The 22,045-nt window shown below is 67.2% G+C and carries 1 protein-coding gene (running past one end of the window); it reads right to left on the bottom strand.

Annotated features, from left to right (window positions below):
* Positions 1-22,045 carry the 3' portion of a C2 family cysteine protease gene (locus G361_RS0131595; protein ID WP_020647650.1) on the bottom strand. 19,268 nt of this gene lie beyond the right edge of the window, so the window shows 22,045 of its 41,313 coding nt (coding positions 19,269-41,313); the start codon falls outside the window, past its right edge — the gene reads right to left on this strand; it ends in the stop codon at positions 1-3.

Raw genomic sequence — 22,045 nt, forward strand, 5'->3', positions numbered from 1 at the left:
TCACGAGGGCAGGTCCCCGGGCGTGACCGGGCCCGTACCCGGCACCGGAACCCCCTGCGCCGCAGCCTCTTCGGCCGCAATGGCGTCGAGTTCCTGCTGCGTATACTGTGTTTCGGTCAGACTCACCTTCGCGCCCTGGTAGTAGGACACCCATCCGGCATTGTTCAGGACGCCCAGGTAGGCGCCCGAAACCGGCCTGGTGAACCCACCGACCCGGCCCGCGCCGGCGTACACCTTGTGGCTGGGGAAGACTCCGCGCAACGCCCTGTGGAAGTGGCGAGCCGCCGACCCCGCACCCGCCCAGCAGGACACCAGCACGAACGACTTGTCGGTACGCCCGTTCAACGCCTTCTGGAACGACCTCGACGACCAGACGATCTTGGCGTAGGTCGCGCCGTCGACCCACACCGCGACGTCGGATCGCAGGTACACCCGAAAGCGATCGCGGTCCGCGTGCGCGTCGAGGAAAACCGGGCCATGGTAGCCGGGACCGGTGCGCTTGTCGTTGAATTCGGCCGCCCACGGCGCTTCCGCCTCGGCATCGGCTCGGTCCCGATCGCGTTCGGCGGCCCAGACGATCTCATCGTCATCAGGGCGGGTCCGCAGCACCGCGTCCTGTCCCTGCGGCGCCCCGGCCCACTTGCCGATCGCACTGCGGTCCGCCACCTTGGCGAAAGTGACGCCGATCGTGCGGCCCTCGTGGTCCAGCAGCGGTCGACTCCGTACCTTGGTGGCGGAGAACCGGATCGGCGTGCCGTCCAAGCGGAATCCGGTGACGTGGTACTGGTCGGCTCGGACCCAGCCGGCTACATCGGCCAGCGCGGCTCGCCACCCCCGCCCACGGCCGGCGGTCTGCTCCTGGCGCACAGGGGCCGAATGCTCGGGCTGCGTCGCCGCGGCCGACTGCTCCGATTGCGTCGCCGCGGCCGACTGCTCCGATTGCGTCGCCGCGGCCGGACGCTCCCAGCTTGTCGTCGCGGCGGATTGGCCCGGCTGCGTCGTGCCGGGCGGTATCGACCGCGCCGGTGCGGTGCCGTTCGCGGACCGGCGCGCCGCGACGGTGGGCACCGACCGGCTCGCGCCGGTGGTGTTCACCGTTCGAGTCGCGGCGGTGGGCGAAAGTTGCGGCGGGCGGCCGGCGGCCGAACTCGACTCGGGGGGCGGCGCGGGGACCCTCCCCGCCGCGATGTCGTCGAGTTCCTGCTGGGTGTAACGAGTTTCGGCGTACACCGTCCGGGCACCGTTGTGGAGCGACACCCAGCCGGCGTTGCGCTTAGCAGTCACGATTGCCTTGTCGTTCACGACAAATCCGGCGACAACGCCGCGCGTAGCGTAGACCTTGCTGCTGGGGAACGTAGCGCTGATGGCCCGATAGAACCTCGTGGCCGCGGGCCCCGCGTCGGACCGGCAGGAGAACAGCACGAACGACTTGTCGGTGCGACCGTTCAGCGCTTCCCGGAACGACTCGGTCGCCTGGACGATCGCGGCGTAGGTCCAGCCGTCCACACTCACGATATGGCCGGAGCGCAGTTGCACCTTGAACGCCTGTGGGTTCCCGTGCGCATCGACGAAGACCGGTCCCTGGTATCCGGGAGCAGTGGACTTCGCTCGGAGTTCGGCCTCCCAGGGCGCCTCCACCAGTTCACCGCCCGGTTTCCGTTCGAGTGACGTGATGTCCGGCAGTTCGTCGTCATCGGGCCGGGTCCGCAGCACGCCGCCTTGTCCCCCCTGCGTCGCGGCCCACTGCTGCTTGTTGTCGAGCGCTTCGCCCGTGGCGAAGGTGACACCGATCGTCCGGCCGTCCTTGTCCCGCAACGGATTACTCACCACATCGTCGGCATCGAACCGGATCGGCGCGCCGCTCGACAGCAGCGTTCCCCGGAACGCACCGGCACCGACTTCCCGAACGGGCTCCGGCGTGTACGAGAAGAGGGCCGGGAACATGCGCCGGAACTTCTCCCGCCAGCTCCGGCCACGGGTGCCGGCGACCCCGGTGACGACCTCGTCGTGCACCGGAGCGGGCGTCGCTACCGCCTCGGTGACCGCGGCTGGTGATTCGGCACTCACGGCCGGCGGCACCGGTCGCCGGGAGAAATCCGATGCGGCCGCAACACCATTGGTCCGGGCCGTCACCTTCGATGCGGTCGTGGGCGCCGTCGTGACGGTCTGCTGCGGTGTGGTGTGCGGCGCAGAGGTCGCGAGGTCGCCGGCATCCGGCCTCGACCCGACCGGAGGCGTGGTGGGCGAGGCCGCGTTGTCCCCGGCCGCGAGGGCGTCGAGTTCCTGCTGTGTATACCGTGTCCCGGCCAGAATCAGCTTCTTGCCGTCGCCGTACGACACCCAGCCGGCATTGTTCATCACGCCCAGGAAGGCGCCCGAGGTCGGTACGGTGAATCCATTGACCACCCCCCTGGCGGCATAGACCTTGTTGCCGGGGAAGGTTTTCCGCAACATGCCGTAGAAGTCCCCGGCCGCCGACCCCGCAGCGGCCTCGCAGGACAACAGTACGAACGACTTGTCGGTACGCCCGTTCAGCGCAGCACGGAAGGCTTTCGACGACTGGACGATCTCCGCATAAGCGCCACCGTCAACCTCCACCTCCTCGCCGGAGCGCAGATAGACCATGAAGCGATCGGGGACCGCGTGCGCGTCGACGAAGACCGGGCCCTGATATCCGGAACCGGTTCGCTTGCTGTTCAATTCGGCCGCCCAGGGCGCCGTCGCCAGCACATCGAGCCGGTTCCGATCGCGCGTCGCGGCCATGATCAAATCGTTGTCGCCGGGCCGGGTCCGCAGCACCGAATCCTGTCCTGTCTTCGCACCCGCCCACACCTGCATCGCCATCCGATCGACACCCTGGGTGAACGTCACGCCGATCGTGCGACCGCCGTTGTCCACGATCGGCTTACTCGACACGTCGGTGGCCGCGAACCGGATCGATGTACCGTCCGCACGGGTGCCGGTGAGGGTGCCGGCGGCGCGGGATGTGCCCGGCAGCAACCGTCCCAGCCGCTCGAGCCATGCGGCCCGGGTTCCTCGGCTGCCGGTGCGGACGGCCACCGCCTCCTCGCCGGCAGTGGCGGCCGGCGAATCCACCGCGCTGGCCGGCCGGGCCGGATTGCCGCTGCGCGGGCTCGATGCGACCGCGGGCGTCGTCGTGGAATTCTGCTGCACAGTAGGTTGCGCCGTGGTCTGCGCGGTCGGGGAAGTGACCGGCGCAGCGGGGGTGTCGCGGCCGGGCCGCCCACCGATGGACACCATCCGCCGGGACCACGTCATATTCGGCCAAGCCCGATGGCGCGTTCGCGGATCGATCGTCCGTCCGGCTGACGAGAACGATGTCCAGCCGCGGTTCTTCTGCGCGATGACCCGTGCCTCGGTCCGTCCCGAGGGTCGAGTTTGCAGCGTTATGTGCACCTCGCCCGACGACGCGTACACGGTGCTACCCGCGAATGTTCCTCGGATAGCGGCAGCGAAATCCGGTGCCGCGCTGCCTTCTGCGGGCTGGCAGGACAACAGTACGAGCGACCGCTGCGGATCCGACCGCAGGGCGTCGCGCACTGCGGCCGTGGCCGCCACGATCTTCGCGTAATCGCGCCCGTCGATGATCACCGGGGCGCCGGACTTCAACTGCACTTGGAACCTGTTCGCGTTCGCGTGCGCATCGAGGAACAGCGGCCCCGCCTTACCGCCCAGATAGTCCGCGCTCCACGGCGCCGGCACGCCTTTGTCACTCTCGGTGGAACGGCCGAACCAACCACGACTCGTTCTGATCACCTGGTCGTGCCCGCCGTCGGCCGCAGCCCAGTCCTGCGCGAGTTCGATGTGGTCGCGCTTGTGGGTGAAGGTGACGCCGACGACGGCGCCGTCCTTGTTCCGCAACGTGTGACTGACCACGTCCTCGGCCCGGAAGCGCACCGGGGCGCCCTTGGGAGTCGTTCCCGCGATGTCTCCGGATGTGTCGCCCGGCTCCGCTGTCGGCGCCGTCACCGGCATCGCACGCGCGACATCGGCCGAGCCGGTCGACCGCAGCGAATTCAGGGGGTTCTTCCACCCCGTACCGAACAACGTCCGGGCGCTGTGGGACACAGACCGGCCGAGAGTGGTTGCGCCCTGCGATATCGTGGCGCTCGCGGGCACGGTCGAATTCGTGGTCCCCTGCGCCGGAGTGGCGTTCGTGGTGGCCGGCGCGGTCGGCTCGTATCGGGTGCCCTCGTTCATTGTCGAGGTACCGTCCGCGGCGATGGTTTCCCATCCCTCGTTGTTCTGGGCGGCGATGAGCCGCGCCTGGACGTCCGGTGTGTCAGGGTGCCAAGCCGTGGCGTGCGATACCGTGCCCTTTGTCGCGTGCACCTGCAGGCGCGGGAACGACCGCGCCATCGTCGTCGTGAAATCGCGCGCGGCGGTGCCCGCGGCCGCTCGGCACGAAATCAGGACGAACGAGCGGGTCAGTTGCGCCCACTCCGCTTCGTTGTTCACCGCGTTGTGGAAATACTGGGACTGATCGACGATCTTCGCGAAGGTTTCACCGTCGACCTCCACGGTCGTACCCGTCTTCAGCCGGATCGCGAAGGTGTTCGGGCCGGCGTGACTGTGCACGAACAACGGTCCCTTCGCGCCGCCGAGATAGTCGACATCCCAGGGAGCGTTCACCACCTCCTGGCCGACCCGCCTCGGGCCTTTGAACGCTTCGTTCACATCTTGGCCGGGTCGCATGCGGACCACCCGGTCGCGGTACCGATCCGCCTTCGCCCATTTCTCGATGTCCTGCACCTCGTCCCGGAGATGCATGAAGGTGATGCCGATGGGGTTACCGGCCGCACCGGTCAGTTGGTGCGAGACCACATCCTGCATCCGGAAATTCACCGGCAAATCCAGGAAATTCTTGCCCTGCAACACATCACTCGCGTGACGAACCCGCCACGAATTCAGATACGTCCGCCAACCCAACTTCGACGACACCGCACTACTCACACCGTGCGAGATCCCCTGGGCCAGCAGGCTCGTACCGTTCGCCGCCGCAACGGCCGGCCGACTCGTCACCGTCGGCTCGTACCGGGTGCCCTTGGCCGGGGACGAATTCCCGTTCGGCGTGAACGTCTCCCACCCCGCATTGTTCTTCGCACGAATCAACCGAGTCTCCACACCCGGACGCGCATCATTCCACGACACATTCGTCATGACCGTCGCCCTCGACGCATGCACCCGCATATACGGGAACGACCCCGCCATCGTCGTCGTGAAATCCTTCGCAGCACTACCCGCCGCCGGCTTACACGAAACCAACACCAGCGACCGCGACAGACGATTCAGCTCCACCTCTTCGTCGTTCACCGCATCCTGAAAAAACTGAGACTGCTCCACAATCCGAGCGAACGTCTCCCCCGACACCTCCAACGACGTCCCCGTCTTCAACCGGATCTCGAAAGTGTCCGGACCCGCATGCGCCTGGACGAACAACGGCCCCTTCGAATCCGAATACTCGCTCGCCCACGGCGCATCGACTATCGCATCCCCCGACGGCACACCCTCCGCCTTCTTCGCCCACCACCCCTTCGCCAACCACCCACGCGCCCACCACGCACTATTACGCGCCGGCGTCCGAACCACCTTGTCATTACCCAACTCCGCACGACCCCACCGCTGAACCGACTCCACTTCGTTCGCCTTGTGAACAAACGTCACACCGATCGGATTACCCGCCGACCCCACCAACCGATGCGACACCACATCCTGCACCCGGAAATTCACCGACACATCCAAGAAATTCTTACCCTGCAACACATCACTCGCGTGACGAACCCGCCACGAATTCAAATACGTCCGCCAACCCAACTTCGACGACACCACACTCGAAAGACCATGCGAAATCGACGGACCCACAACGCTCGTTCCGTTCGTCGCCGTGACCGTACCGGCACTCACCGTCGTGCTGGTCGCGGCCACCGTCGGATCCGCGACGGCCCGGACGCTCGCCGGAGCTGTCGTGTTCACCGGTGGCGTGGGGTTCTCCGCGGCCGCGGCCGGCTGGGTCGCCGCCGGCTGCTCGTACCGAGTCCCCTTGGCCGGGAACGACTTCCCGTTCGGCGTGAACGTCTCCCACCCCGCATTGTTCTTCGCACCGATGACCCGATGGTCCACACCCGGCCGCGCACTGTTGGTCAACAAATTCGTGGTAACAGTCGCCCTCGACGCGTGCACCCGCATATACGGGAACGACCCCGCCATCGTCGTCGTGAAATTCCTCGCGGCACTACCCGCCGCAGGCTTACACGACACCAGCACCAACGACCGCGACAAACGATTGAGCTCGTGCTCCTCGTCGTTCACCGCATCCTGAAAATACTGCGACTGCTCCACAATCCGCGCGAACGTCTCCCCCGAAACCTCCAACGACGTCCCCGTCTTCAACCGGATCTCGAAGGTGTCCGGACCCGCATGCGCCTGAACGAACAACGGCCCCTTCGCACCCGAATAATCACCCGCCCACGGCGCATCGACTATCGCATCCCCCGACGGCACACCCTCCGCCTTCTTCGCCCACCACCCCTTCGCCAACCACCCCTGCGCCCACCACGCACTATTACGCGCCGGCGTCCGAACCACCTTGTCTTGCCACCCCTCCGCACGACCCCACCGCTGGAACGCCGCCACCTCATCCGCTTTGTGCGCAAATGTCACACCGATCGGATTACCCGCCGACCCCACCAACCGATGCGACACCACATCCTGCACCCGGAAATTCACCGAAGCACCCAGGAAATTCTTACCCTGCAACGCATCCGCCGCACCACGAGCCCGCCACGAATTCAGATACGTCCGCCAACCCAACTTCGACGACACCGCACTACCGACACCGTGCGAGATCCCCTGGCCCAGAACGCTTGTACCGTTCGCCACTGCCACCGTATCGGCACTCACCGTCTGCACGGCGGTCACCGTCGCGTTCGCCGAAGCGGTAGGGCCGGCCGACGCGTTCGTGGTGGCCGGTGTCGTCGGCTCGTACCGGGTGCCCTCGGCCGGGAACGACTTCCCGTTCGGCGTGAACGTCTCCCACCCCGCATTGTTCTTCGCGCCGATCACCCGGTGGTCCACACCCGGCTTCGTATCGTAGGTGGCCGTATTGGTCATGACCGTCGCCCTCGACGCATGCACCCGCATATACGGGAACGACCCCGCCATCGTCGTCGTGAAATTCCTCGCAGCGCTACCCGCCGCCGGCTTACACGAAACCAACACCAACGACCGCGACAAACGATTCAGCTCCACCTCCTCATCGTTCACCGCATCACGAAAAAACTGCGACTGCTCCACAATCCGCGCGAACGTCTCCCCCGAAACCTCCAACGACGTCCCCGTCTTCAACCGGATCTCGAAAGTGTCCGGACCCGCATGCGCCTGAACGAACAACGGCCCCTTCGAATCCGAATACTCAGCTGCCCACGGCGCATCGACAATCGCGGGCCCGAGTGCCGAGTTGTCCGTTTTCGCCCACCACCCCTTCGCCAACCACCCTCGTGTCCACCACGCACTGTTGCGCGGCGGCGTCCGGAAAACCTTGTCTTGCAACCCCGCCGCACGACCCCACCGCTGGAACGCCGCCACCTCATCCGCCTTGTGCGCAAATGTCACACCGATCGGATTACCAGTCGGCCCCACCAACCGATGCGACACCACATCCTGCACCCGGAAATTCACCGACATATCCAGGAAATTCTTGCCCTGCAACACATCACTCGCGTTACGGGCCCGCCACGAATTCAGATACGTCCGCCAACCCAACTTCGACGACACCGCACTACCGACACCGTGCGAGATCCCCTGGCCCAGAACGCTCGTACCGTTCGCCGCCGTCACCGTATCGGCACTCACCGTCTGTGCGGCGGTCACCGTCGCGTTCGCCGAAGCGGCAGGGCCGACCGAGGGGGTGGCCGGTGCGTTCGTGGTGGCCGGCGTCGTCGGCTCGTACCGAGTCCTCTTCACCGGGAACGAATTCCCATTCGGCGTGAACGTCTCCCACCCCGCATTGTTCTTCGCACGAATCAACCGAGTCTCCACACCCGGACGCGCATCATTCCACGACACATTCGTCATGACCGTCGCCCTCGACGCATGCACCCGCATATACGGGAACGACCCCGCCATCGTCGTCGTGAAATCCTTCGCAGCACTACCCGCCGCCGGCTTACACGAAACCAACACCAGCGACCGCGACAGACGATTCAGCTCCACCTCTTCGTCGTTCACCGCATCCTGAAAAAACTGAGACTGCTCCACAATCCGAGCGAACGTCTCCCCCGACACCTCCAACGACGTCCCCGTCTTCAACCGGATCTCGAAAGTGTCCGGACCCGCATGCGCCTGGACGAACAACGGCCCCTTCGAATCCGAATACTCGCTCGCCCACGGCGCATCGACTATCGCATCCCCCGACGGCACACCCTCCGCCTTCTTCGCCCACCACCCCTTCGCCAACCACCCACGCGCCCACCACGCACTATTACGCGCCGGCGTCCGAACCACCTTGTCATTACCCAACTCCGCACGACCCCACCGCTGAACCGACTCCACTTCGTTCGCCTTGTGAACAAACGTCACACCGATCGGATTACCCGCCGACCCCACCAACCGATGCGACACCACATCCTGCACCCGGAAATTCACCGACACATCCAAGAAATTCTTACCCTGCAACACATCACTCGCGTGACGAACCCGCCACGAATTCAAATACGTCCGCCAACCCAACTTCGACGACACCACACTCGAAAGACCATGCGAAATCGGCGCGCTCGCGGGGATATCGCGAGAGGCGTTGGCGTTCTTCGCTTCCGAGGTAGCGGCGGTCACGGCCGGCGCGGTGGTTTCCGCGCCCTGCTGCGCGGGCCGCCCGGTGAGGCCGCCCGGATATCGCGTCGACGGATTGTTCAGGACGCGGTCGGGCAGGAAGGACAGCCAGCCCTTGTTCCGCTCCGCGCGAATCGTCGCGATGACCCGGCCGTTGCGTTCCTGCACACCGGCGACCACGGTGGCGGCCGAAGCATGGACCGTGTTGTCCGAGAACGCTTCTCGGATCACCGCCGCGAAATCCTCGGCGGCAGTACCTTTGCCTGGCGCACAGGACAGCAGGACGAAGGACTTGAACGGATTCGACCGCAGCGCGTCGCGTACCGCCCCGGTCTGCCGCACGAGTTTCGCGTAGTTCCGCCCGTCGAGCGAGATGTCGATGCCCGACTTCAGCCGTAGCGAGAAGGTGTTCGGATAGGCGTGCGCATCGAGGAAGATCGGGCCGTCGCCACCGTTGGCGTAGTCGCCGTGCCACGGCGCGGCCACCTGCTCGCCCTTGGCCCAGTTTCCCTTCTCGTCGAGGTAGGTACGGAACACCGTGTCGTGTCCGCTGTCGGCTTCGGCCCACCGCCGCATGAGCCGGATCGAGCGTTGCTTGTGCATGAAGGAGACGCCGAGGAACTTGCCGTCCTTGTTCACCATGGATCTGCTGACGATGTCCTCGGGCCGGAATCGCAGCGGGAATCCCCAGACATCGTCGGTGGCCTCGATGGCTTCGGGATCGTTGCGCAGTCGCCATGCGTCCAGGAACGACCGCCAGCGCGCGCCCTCCTTCGAGAATGCCGACGAGACCGTCTTCCGGGCCGCCATCGCGGTGGCCGCGACGGTGGACCTGTCCGCCAAAACCTGCTGTGGCACAGTGGTTTTCGCTTCTTCGTCATATCGTGTGTGCGGAACGTCCCGTTTGGTGCCGAACATATGGGATGTCCAGCCCTTGTTCCGGTCCGCGGTGATCATCGCCTCGGTCCGGCCGAACCCGATGCCCCGGACGCCGGTCGTCACCGTGGCGGCCGAGGCGTGCACCGCGTTGCCCGAGAAGGCGCCGCGCATCGCCGCCACGAAATCGTCGGCAGCCGTGCCTTTTCCGGGCTTGCAGGACAGGAGCACGAAGGACTTGTACGGATTCGACTGCAACGCCTCGCGTACCGCGTTGCTGTTCTGCACGATCTTCGCGTAGTCGCGCCCGCCGACCGTGACGGTGATGCCGGAATTCAATCGCACCTGGAAGCTGTCCGGTTCGGCGTGCGTGTCGACGAATACCGGACCGTCCCCGTTGACATAGTCGATGCCCCACGGCGCCGCCACGTCGTCGCCACGGACGTACTTGCCGGTGGACTCGTCGAGCCTGGTCCGGTACACGCGGTCGTGCCCGACATCGGCGGCGGCCCACCGCTGCATGAGGCGGACATCGTCGATCTTGTGGGTGAACGTGACGCCGGTGATCCGGTCGCTCTTGTCGACCAGTGGATAGCTGACCACATCCTGCACGCGGAACCGCACCGGCAGACCCCAGGTGTCGGTGCCTCGGACGGTGCCGGCGTCCTTGCGCATCCGCCAGGTGTTCAACACGGCCTGCCAGCGGGCGCCCTTGGTCGCCCATGCCTTCGACATCGATGACGACACCGACTTGGTCGTCGACGACTCGGCAGCGGGGGTCACCGTCCCGGCCGTGGCGGCCCTGGTCTCGGCCGCAGTGCCCGTGGTCTCGACCGGGGTGGTCGGCGCTGCCGTCGTCCGGTGAGTTGTCCCTGCCGACCTCTGTCCCGCCGTAGTGATATCGGCAGCGGCCGTGGTCTTCCCGGCGAGTGGGCCCAGGATCCGTTGTACCACCGTCTTCTTCTCGGCCTCCGGATACCGCGTCCGCGGATTGTCCAGCTCCTCGCCGAGCAGATACGTCGTCCAGCCCTTGTTCTTCAACGCCGAGAGCGTCGCCTCCGTCCGACCCGGCCCGGACGCCTGGACACCGAGCCGCACCGTGCCCGCGGACGCGTACATCGTGTTATCCGAGAACGCGCTCCGCATCGCCGCCATGAAATCGTTGGCAGCAGAACCCTTCCCAGGCTTACACGACACCAGCACGAACGACCTGAACGAATTCGACTGCAACGCCTCACGAACCGCGTTGCTGTGCTGCACGATCTTCGCGTAGTTACGCCCGTCCACCATCACGGTCAGACCCGCGGCCAACCGCACCTGGAACCCATCCGGCCCCGCATGAGTGTCGAGGAATACCGGACCATCCTTGCCGTTCAGGTAGTCCCGATACCACGGGGCCGCGATATTGTCGGCCCGGACATACGTCCCGGACGCCGCATCGAACCGCGTCTTGTACACCCGATCGTGCCCGCTGTCGGCCGCCGCCCACCGCTGCGACACCAACACCTCATCGGTCTTGTGCGCGAAGGTGACGCCGATGATCGTGTCGTCCTTGTTCAGCAACGGATAACTGACCACATCCCGCAACTGGAACCGCACCGGCAGACCCCAGGAATCGACACCCTGGATCGAATCGGCATCCTTGCGCATCCGCCAGCTGTTCAGCACCGCCTGCCAGCGCACCCCACGCGTCGCCCACGCCTTCGCCACCGACGACGACACCGACTTCGTGATCTCGACAGCGGGGGCCGACGGATTCCGCGCATCCTCCGACATGCCCGCGGTGTCCTCCGGCACCTCGTCGGATGCGACCGCAGCGCTGCGCACAGCGCGGTCCAGCGTATCGCGCGCGATGGGGTCGATGCCGAACAGTCCGCGCGCTCCACTGCCACTGACCGTCACCCCGAGGAACTTGTTGAGGTGCTCGAGCCCCATCATCAGCACGCCGCCCGGGTCGTGGCGGATGCCGGGCATCACCGTGCCGAGTGGCTTTCCACTCAGAGTGTGCCGGCGCCAAGGGTTTTGCAACGCCAGCGCCGCGGGCTCACCCGCGGCGTCGCGTCCGACGCCGAGCACCGCATAGCCGTGGCCACCGACCAGGCCCGGAAATTCCGTCGTGTCCTCGGCGGCTTCTCCCCACTGGCGGGTGCCCAGGGTGACCAGATCGCCACGGTCCAAGGCGTATTTGATGCGTTCGGCGGCGACCCGCGCCACGGCCGGGTCCGGCGTCCGGGTGCGCCACGATTCGTCCAGGCTGACCTGCTCGATCAGCCGGGCGATCTCGGTGGCCCATTCGCCGTGCTGGTCCGCGGTCAGACGACCTTGCAGGAAGCGCTGGAACCCGGTGCGCAGAGCCGGGTTGGCGTCTCTGATCTGCCGCAGATATCCGGCGAGTGCCCCCTCCAGGTCGTCCTTGTGCTGCCGCAGCAGGTTCAGCATCAGCTGGTTGTACTGCGGGTACGCGCCGGGATCGCGCTCCCGGACCAGATGGTCCTCCAGCGCCTGCGACCACTCGTCCTGGAGCGAGGCGATCAGCGTGGCGAATTCCGGGTCGCCGCCGGTCAACTGCCGCAGCGTGTCGGCGTCCATCCGCATCGGATGCAGGAAGTAGGAATCGTCCGCCGTGCGCGTCGGGCGCGGGCCCGCGGCGCCCGGCAGTAGATCCGGCATGATCGCCGCGGCCGCCCGATCCGTCCGGCCACCCTCGATGCCGAGGTAGCCCCGGTCCCCGCCGGCGAACACCGCGTATGCCTTCTCCAGCATGGCCGGCCACAGCACACCGTTGCGGACCGCGGCGTTGCGCGCGGTGCCGTGGTGATGCGTGTACAGATGCTTGGATACCTGGATCCAGTGCTCGTTGCGATCGTCGTCGTAGAAGCGCACGGCTACCGAATCGCCCAGGTCGCGCATCATCGCGGTGATCAGTTCGGGACGGCGCGCCAGTTCGAGCATATTGGCGATGAGATAACAATCGCCCAGCTCACCCTGCTGGACGTCGGCTCCGGTCGGCCCGCCGGTCTGCCAGAGCGGCGCATCGAACATTCGCAACGACGGCATGGTATTTCCGAAGATCCGCCGCGGCAGCACCCGCCACTGGCCGCCCGCGGGCTCGCGGATCCGGATCAGACCGGGGTCGAGTGTGCCGTCGGCGAGTTCCACCGGCTGGACCAGGACGCTCGAGTCGGCCGGCAACGCCTGCGGCCCGTCGTCGTCGAACCAGATGCCGGAGGTGGCCATCAGATGATCCGCCCCGGACCAGAACCGTGACTTCGTGAACGCCTGCGCGACCAGGCCCTCGCCCAGCCAGATCGGGTCGGCGTCCGACTGTTGTTGCCACGGAACCAATCCGACGTAGCTGTTGCCCGTACGGGAATCGGTGACCGGCGCACCGGCGACCCGCCGCCAGCGGCTGCCGACGCCGAATCGGCGTGCGACACCGGCCATGTCCGGGACCACCAGCCGGTCGGTCGGCACCGTCGCCTCGATGGGCACGGCGGTGAAACGCGGCAGCTGCCGCAACGAATCCGTTTGTGGCGCAGCGGGTATCGCCGGGGCGGGCGCGTCGGTGGCGGGGGTCCCCGCCGAGCGGCTCGGGGCGGTACGCCCGGCCTCGGCGTCCGCCCGATCGAAGAGGGCGCCGATCTCGTTGTCGTCCCAGTGCACCCCGGATTCCGGATTGTCGATCAGCAATCCCCCGCCCGCCGCCGGATTCCGGGCATCCTCCGACAGACCCGCGAGATCATCGAGTTCCGGATCGAGGACGGTACCGTCCCGCACCGCCCGGCCCCGCACCGCGCGATCGAATGCATCGTTGAACAGGTTGCGCTCGAACCATCGTCGCAACCGGGTGCTCACAACGGGGGCCGGCGTCGGCACGGCTTCGGACCGCGCCGCGGCGGCGAGCTGCGGTGCGACCTCGCTGCGCGGCGCGGCCGCGAGGATCATCGGGGTCGCGTCCGACGGTGCGGTGTCGAACGTCCGGACGGCCCGCACGGCTGTCGCATCGTCGGCCACCAGCGCCGCGCGGAAGGCGGCCGCCATGTCGGCGGGCCGGGACTGCTCGATGATCGGTGCCTGCGGGCCGGACGCGTCGGCCCGGCTGCCCGTCATCGTGCCGGCTGCCGTGCCACCTCGCCTGAGAGACGGCGCGACCGGCCCGATACCGAACAGCCCCTTGGCACCGGAACCGGCGATCGACAATTGCAAGAACTTCGTGAGATGTTCGAATTCGATGGTCAGCAGCCCACCGGCCTGGTGCACGACCCCGGGAATCAACCCGGTCGGTGCGCTTCGGCCGGAACGGTTGCTCTGCCAGGGGTTCTGCAAGTCCAGCCGCACCGGCTCACCGGTGCCGTCGCGGGTGACGCCCACCACCGCGTATACGTGTCCCCCGACCAGGCCCGGGAATTCCTGTGTGTCCTCCGCCGTGGTCCCCCAGTGACGGGTACTGATCGTGACCAGATCCCCACGGGCCAGGGCATATTCGATGCGCTCGGCGACGGCACGGGCCGCGGCCGGGTCCGGGGTCCGGGTGCGCCACGATTCGTCGACGCCGGCGGCGTCGACGAGCTTATCGATCTGCGCGGACCAGCGGGCCTGCTGGGCGGCGGTCAAGTGCCATTGCAGGAAGCTCCGGAAGCCGGTGACAATCGCCGGATTCTCCTTCTCGATCCGCCGCAGGTATTCCCGGGACGCCTCTTTCCAGTCCTGGTTGTGCTGTTGAAACAGCGAGATCATCAGCAAGGAGTCGGACGTATTCGTCGCCGCGCTGTGCTTCCGGGCGGAAAAAGTGTGTAGTGCCTGTATCCAGTCCTCCTGCAACGATTCGATCAATTCGGCGAATTCCTCGTCACCGCCGGTCAACTGCGCCAGGGTATCCGTGTTCATCCGCATCGGGTGCAGGAAATACCAATCGGGAACCGTCCGCGCCGGACTCGGTCCGGCCGTCCCCGGAAGCAGATCCGGCATCACTGCCGAGGCTGCCTCGTTCGCCTTGCCGCCGTCGATGCCTTGGTACCCTCGGTTCCCGCCGGCGAACACCGCATACGCCTTTTCCAGGATCGCCGGCCACATCACCCCGTCGCGGATCGACGCATGGCGTGCGGTGTGGTTCGCCCTCGAATACACATGCCTGGAAACCCGGACCCACTGCTCGGTGCGATCCGCTTTGTAGAAACGCACGGCCACCGAATCACCGAGATCGCGCATCATATCGGCGAGCAATTCGGGTCGGCGCGCCAATTGGAGCATATTGGCGATGAGGTAGCAATCACCGACGGCGCCCTGCTGGACGTCACTCTCGCTCGGTCCGCTCGATCGCCAGAGCGGGCCGGCGACATGCTGGAAGCCCGGCATCGTGGACCCGAGGACCTGCCGCGGCACCTGCTGCCATTCGTCGCTGTCGAGAGTGCGGAGCATGACCGTGGATTTATCGAACGTGCCGTCGGGAAGTTCCACCGGCTGGGTCAGGATTTCGGTGCCGACCGCCGCCGAGATGATCGAGCCGTTGTTGTCCAGATAGAGGCCCGAGGTGGCGACCAGATGATCCGCCGCGGTCCAATTCTGCGGTTTCGTGAACGCCTTCGCCACGGCGAGCTCGTCCACCATGATCGGGTTGTCGTCGGTTTGCTGGCGCAGGGGAACCAATCCGACATAAGTACGCCCGGTGGCGGTATCGGTGGTCGGCGCGGCGGCGATCGTGCGCCAGCGGCTGCCGACGTGGAATCGGCGCGTGGTGCCGGTCACGTCCGGCACCAGCAGCCGATCGCCAGGCACCGTCCAGCCGGCGGGCACCACGGCGACTCGGGGCAGCTGCCGCAGCGTTTCGTCCTGCGGCGCAGCCGGTATCACCGCCGCCGGCGCACGGGTGGTGGCCTGCTGCGGTGTCGTGGTTCCGGCCTCGGCGCCCATCCGATCGAAGAAGGCCCCGATCTCGTTGTCGTCCCAGTGGATACCGGCGTCCGGATCATCGACGAACAATCCCTTCGCCGCCAACGGATTTCGCGCATCCTCCGACAGCTCGGCGAGATCCGCGAACTCCGGATCGGCGATCGTCCCGTCCCGGACCGCGCGGCCCCGCACCGCGCGATCGAATACATCGCTGAATACGTTGCGGGCGAACCAGTTTCGCAGCTGAGCGGTCGCGAAGACGACCTCGAAGGGATCCTCCTCGTCGTGCTCCGATGGCGTCGTGCCGGGGACCGCCGGGATCGTGGCCGGGCCCGTCGGCACCGCGGGCGTCGCCGGGAAGTGGGTACCGACCGGCTTGCCGATGCCGTCGAAGACCTGTCCGGAGATCGGGTTCGCTATCGTGTCCCGGCTCAGGCCGGCGTCGAACAGCTCGATGACGGGCACGGTCGCCGAATCGGCCCGGCGCGCTGCGCGGAAGGCCGTGATCGCGTTGCTCAACCGGCGGGAACGCGCAGCCCACGATGTTTCGCCAGAGGCGGATCCCTGCGAGATCCCATGGTCCAACCACACCACGGCAGCGGTCTCGGCAGCGGGATTCGCCCGCTTGGCGCCGACGTAATGTTCGAGGGTGGCGGCCAATTCCCCCGACATCGCGGTCATGACGGTATCGCTGGGGGCAGCGCGCCACACGACCGAGTCGGCGCGATCGATATCGCCGATGCCCAGCACCAGCGCACCCCGTGAATTGTGGCTGTCCGGTGCGAGTTTCAGCACCTGGACCGACGGCTGCGTACCGGTGCGGGTGTGGTTGAGCCACGATTCGAGTTCGGCGTCGTAGATGACGCCGAGCACGGTCTCCAGGTTCTGCTTCCGCAGCGTCTGTGCCCGCGACGGCATCCCGATGTCACTCAGCCTGCGCAACTCGGCGTCGATGTAGGCGCGATTGAGGGTGTTGCGCACCGCCGCCGGGATCCCGTCGCCGTTGCGCAATTCCGGGTAATCGCTGGTCAAGCGGCGCTGATACTCCGACGCCAGATCGGTGAATTGCAGCTGCTCCCACCATGTCCGGCCGTGATCGCGCCACCACTTCGCCAGCTCCGCGGTCCGGGCACTCGCATCCGTCAGCTTGCGATCCGCCGCCGGAAACTCCGGCGGCACGATGCGATCCTGCTTGAAGGCGGGCTCGGGATGCGCGAACAGGTCCAGGGTGGCCGAGTTCCGCAACCGCCCCTGTTGCAGCAGCTCGGCCCAGGCGTCGACATCGCGCTGCCGGTCGGTGAGCCCCTGCCGCTCCGTGGCGAGTTGCTGTCGCAACGCGGACGTGCCGGCGGCCCGCTCGCGTCGGCTGAGCACCACGTCGTGCGCGGCGATGATTCGGCGCAGGCGAGCCACCTCGGCCGTCTGCCGGGCGCGCTCGCCGGCGCGCTCGCGCACCGGACCGGTGAGACCGCTCCGGTCGGCCGGATCGGATCCTCGGCGTTCGAAATTCGACGCCAGGCGCAGGCCGCGCCGGCGCAGCAGGTCCAGCGCGTAATCGTTGATCTTGTGATGCGGCGCGTACTGGCTGCTGTGGTCGGTCATCACGCGCAGCAAGCCGTCGTCCACGACCAGATATCCGGCGGCCGTCACAGTCCGGCCACCGAGGAACGACGAGTGGAATTGCACCACCGTGGTGTCAGCGGCATACAGGTTGCCGAATTCGTCCATCACGAATCTCGCACCGGCGGTGGCGAACGGGGCGCCGTCGCGCGCCTGGTACATGCGGCCGTCGGGGCCCACGAAGATGCGGTACTGCTCGCGCTCCGCCGGCGTCAGGTAATGGGTCGGTGGCTTGCCCCGGAACTCCAGCGGTTTCAGCTTCGCCGTGCGGGTCGCCCATTGCCGCTTCGACAGGCCGAGTTTCAGCTCGGTGAGCACTCGCATCGGGCGGTTCTCACCGGCGTGGCGCGCCTGGAGCACGGCGCCGTCGAGCAGCGGAATCCGCGGTGAGGCCAGCACCTGATCGAAGGGAGCCGGAATCCGTTCGCGCGGAATCGCTCCCGGCACCGTTGTCGCGGCCGGCACGATCGGGCGGACCGCGGAGAACAGCGAACCGTCCGCCTTCACCCCGATCTCGTACTGCCCCTCCGCGGTCCGGCGCAGATGGACGGTGCCACGCCATTCGTGTTCGGTGACGTGGGTCGGCGGTCCCGCGGAATGCTCCAGCACGATGTTGGCGCCGAACGCGCGGGACGCCAGCACCAGCAACTCACGATGCGTGAGGTCGCCGTCGTGCACCGGATGCTGCTCGAAATCGTGCAACGGATCCAGCAAGTGCAGGCGCGCGCGCTCCAGCCGGGCATCGGTCTGTTCCCGGAAATTCCGGTTGAACGTGTCCTGAAGTTGTCCCTCCAGATCGGCACGGGCTGCTGCCCAGGTCGGATCGGTGGCGGCGCGCGCCACATGATCCTGCCGCCGCAGGCGTTCGGCCGCCCACTGCGCGGCCGAACGCTCGGAAACCAGCGCCTTCCGGTAGTGGCTCGAATTCCGCTGCAATTCCGCGGCGAGCAGCCGCCGCAGCCCCTGCGGGGAATCGACGTCGAACATCCGCGCCAGCGTGGCGAACAGCGGATCCGCGGGAGTACCTATCGGTTCCCAGTCCGCGGGAGCGGACCGTTGGGCGACCGGTGTCTGTTGCGCGGTGGTCGCCGCGGCGGTGGGCCGGACCGCTGCGTGATAGTGCCCGCCGCCGTAGTCGATCCGCACCAATACCGCGTCCGCAGCGGCGATATCGCCGGCCGGGGTCGCCCACCGCTCGTCGACGACCGCGATCGTCTTGCCCTGCGATTCCGCGATCGCCCGCGGCAGCAGATCCGCCACATCATTGTTGTACACACCGGCGGTGCGCAGCTGCGCCAACTCGTGGTCGAACGTCTTCGCGCGATCCTGGTCGGCGACGCCGCGCGGATGATAGAGCCCGAGGAACACTGTGCGATTCGCCGCGAGGTAATCCAGTGCCTCGTCTCGAATCGTCAAGTGGTGCTTGGTACTTCCCGAAGCGATGGCGAACGATTCGAATATGCAGTTGCCCGCGGCCTCGACAGTGGTCAGCGTCAGTCCCGCCGCCCGCAGCGCCGCGGTCTGCGCCGTGTCCGGGGCCCATCGGTAGGGACGCAATTCGGCGAATGCGGCATCGAGGTCGGCCGCGGTCAGGATCTGATCGAGCGCCGCGACCACCGCGCGGGCATCGGGAGTCGGCAACGCCGTCAGCGAGTTCCGCAGCGACGTGAGTCCATTGCGGCCCTGGAGCCGGGCCAGGTCCATCGGGACCGAATACGTACCGTCGAACAGCGCCCGCGCCGCGTCCCGCAATTCCTCGGGCGTACCGGTGAAAACCGAGTCGCCGGAGGAGTCCGCATACCGCGCCGCCGGCCCGGCGTCGCCCCGGACCGAACGGCCGATCCAGCCGCGCAGGCCGCGCGCGCGCCGACTCCGATGCACCCTGTCGAGCCCACGGTCGGCCGCCGCGAACCGACCGCCCGCGGCCCGGGACCGCAGATACGATCGCCAGCTCCCCGCCCGGCCGGCCGACACGGATCGGGACGCCTCCGCCGTCGCGGATTCGGTGACGGGAGCGGCGGTAACCGAGGCGGAATGGGTGACAACGATCGGGTCGGCAGCCGGCGTAGTGCCCGGCTCGGCGGTCGTCGTGGCCACCACCGGTTCGGCATCGGTGCCCGAAACCGCTTGCGCCGCAACCGCCGTACTCTCCCGAGTCGGCGAATCGGCGACCTGTCCGGTGCCGGGATCGTCCTCGTACTGCGTGTAGGCGTGCCGGAATCCCCGGTTCCTGAAGAAGGAAACCCATCCGGCGTTGTGGTGGGCGCCCAGGATGGCCCCCACGCCGGGCGAGCCGAACCCGCTGATGACCCCTTCGGAGGCGTAGACGCGAGAGATCGGGAAATTGGTTCGGATGGCGTCATAGAAGTCCCCGGCCAGCGAACCCTGTGCGGCGTAACAGGACAACAGCACGAACGACTTGCCGGTACGGCCGTTGAGCGCGTCGTGGAACGCCTGCGTCGACTGGGCGATCTTCGCGTAGGTCTCCCCGTCGACGAACGCCTTGACACCGGATTTCAGGTGCACCACAAAACCATCGGGCCCGGCGTGGGTGTCGAGGTACACGGGACCGGGATAGCCCGGCTTGTCCTTGTTGCGCACATAATCGCGGAACCACGGCGCCAGGACCAGCGACTCCTGCGGCACCAGGCCACGGCGGGCCACTTCCACCAGGTCATCGTCGCCCGCGCGGGTTTTCAGTACATTGTCGTGTCCCAGCGGCGCCTTCGCCCAGCTCTCCATTCCGGCCAGGTCCCGGCCCTGCATGAAGGTGACACCGATGGTGCGACCGTCCTTGTCCACCAGCGCATTACTGATCACGTCGGCGGCGGTGAAACGGATCGGCTGCCCGGTCGAGGCGATGGCTTCCAGCATCTCGCCGTCGATATCGCCGGCCTGCGATCGGATCGACTCCGCGGTCTCCGTCGCAGCGATGACATTCGGCTCCGCCGGTCCGATCGATCCGGCTGTCTCCGGCGTCACGGTCGATTGGGCGGTGACACCGGGCTGCGCTACGGCCGGGACATCACGGGTCCGGGATCCGCGGAATCGGAGTATCCGCAACGCACTCTGCAACCTGCGCCGCCAGCGCACTGCCCGGGTCGCACCGAATTCGGCCACCACCGGGTCGGCCACGGACGGCGGGGCCGATTCCAGTCGTTCCGGGGCCGCGGCGCTGTGCACCTGACGATCGAAGGCCGCTGCCGCCGCGATCGCCGCGTCGGACTCGGACGCCCCCGCGGCCGCGCCGATGTTGCGGTCCAGGGTCGGCCGTACGAACGGGTCGAGGCCGAACAACCCACGCGCCCCGGAACCGCTGACCGTCAGTTCGTCGAACTTGCCGAGATGTTCGAGCCGCATGGTCAGTACGCCGTGCTCGCTGTGGCTGATTCCGGGCAGCAACGTGCTCGGCGACGTTCCGTGCTGCCAGTGACCGCGCCACGGATTCTGGAGCACCAGCGCCACGGGATTGCCGGCGGTGTCGCGCTGAACGCCGAGCACCGCATATCCATGGCCACCGACCAGACCGGGGAACTGCTCTGTGTCCTCGGGGGTCTGTCCCCAGCGGCGGGAGGACAGCGTGACCAGATCGCCGCGATCGAGCACGTATTGGATGCGTTCGGCGATCGTTTGCGTCACGGCCGGATCCGGCGTCCGAGTACGCCACTCTTCGTCGATTTCGGCGTGCGTGACCAATCGGGAGATCTCCGCGGACCAGCGGGTCTGCTGGGCCGCGGTCAGATGCCACTGCAGGAAAGCGCGGAAGCCGGTCGACAGCGCCGGATTATCCGGCCGCAGCGCCGCGTGGTACGCCCGCATTGCCGTGCCCGCCCCGGACCCGTGCTGTTGCAACAGATTCGCGTACAACGCCCGGTCGCCGGGTCTCGCACGCGGATTCCGCTCCCGGATCGTGTGGGCGTGTACGGCCCGTGTCCACGTGTCCTGCAACGAGACGATCGCAGCGGCGAATTCCTCGTCGCCACCGGTCAATTGCTGGATCGTATCGGCGTCCATCCGCATCGGTTGCAGGGGAAAGGCATCGTTCGCCGTACGCGCCGGGCGCGGGCCGTAGCTGCCCGGCAGGAGCTCCGGCATGATGGCCGCTGCCGCGTCCTCCGTCCTACCGCTGTCGATACCGACATAGCCCAGATGCGGGCTCTTGAACGCCGCATACGCCTTCTCCAGGATGGCCGGCCACAGCACCCCGTCGCGGACCGCGGCGTGGCGCGCGGTGCCGTCGGAGTTGGTGTACAGATGCTTGGATACTCGCACCCATTGCTCGGTGCCATCCGGTCGGTAGAAACGCACGGCCACCGAGTCGCCGAGGTCGTGCATCATATCGGTGATCAACTCGGGACGACGTGCCAGTGCGAGCATATTGGCGATCAGGTAGCAGTCTCCCAGAAAGCCCTGCCGCACATCGGCTTCGGTCGGGCCGCCCGGCTTCCAGAGCGGAGCGTCGAAGAACTGCAGGTCCGGCATCGAGTCCCCGAACAACCGGCGCGGCAACTGGTGCCACTGGGTGCCCCGCTGATCGGCGACCATGACCGTGTCGGTGTCGGGCGTTCCGTCGGGGCGCTCCGCGGGCTTGACCAGAATGTTCGCGTCGGCCTTCAGCGAGGTGAGTGAGCCGTTGTCGTCGAACCACAGACCGGCGCCGGCGATCAGATGGTCCGACACGGCAAGGTTCGGCGCGCGCGTGAAGGCTGCCGCGACCAGCTCGGCTTTCACCCAGACCGGATCGGCGTCGGAACGTTGCTGGTGCGGAACCAAACCGACGAAGGTGTCGCCGGTGACGGGATCGACGATCGGC

The sequence above is a fragment of the Nocardia sp. BMG111209 genome, from assembly GCF_000381925.1.
Taxonomy (GTDB): domain Bacteria; phylum Actinomycetota; class Actinomycetes; order Mycobacteriales; family Mycobacteriaceae; genus Nocardia.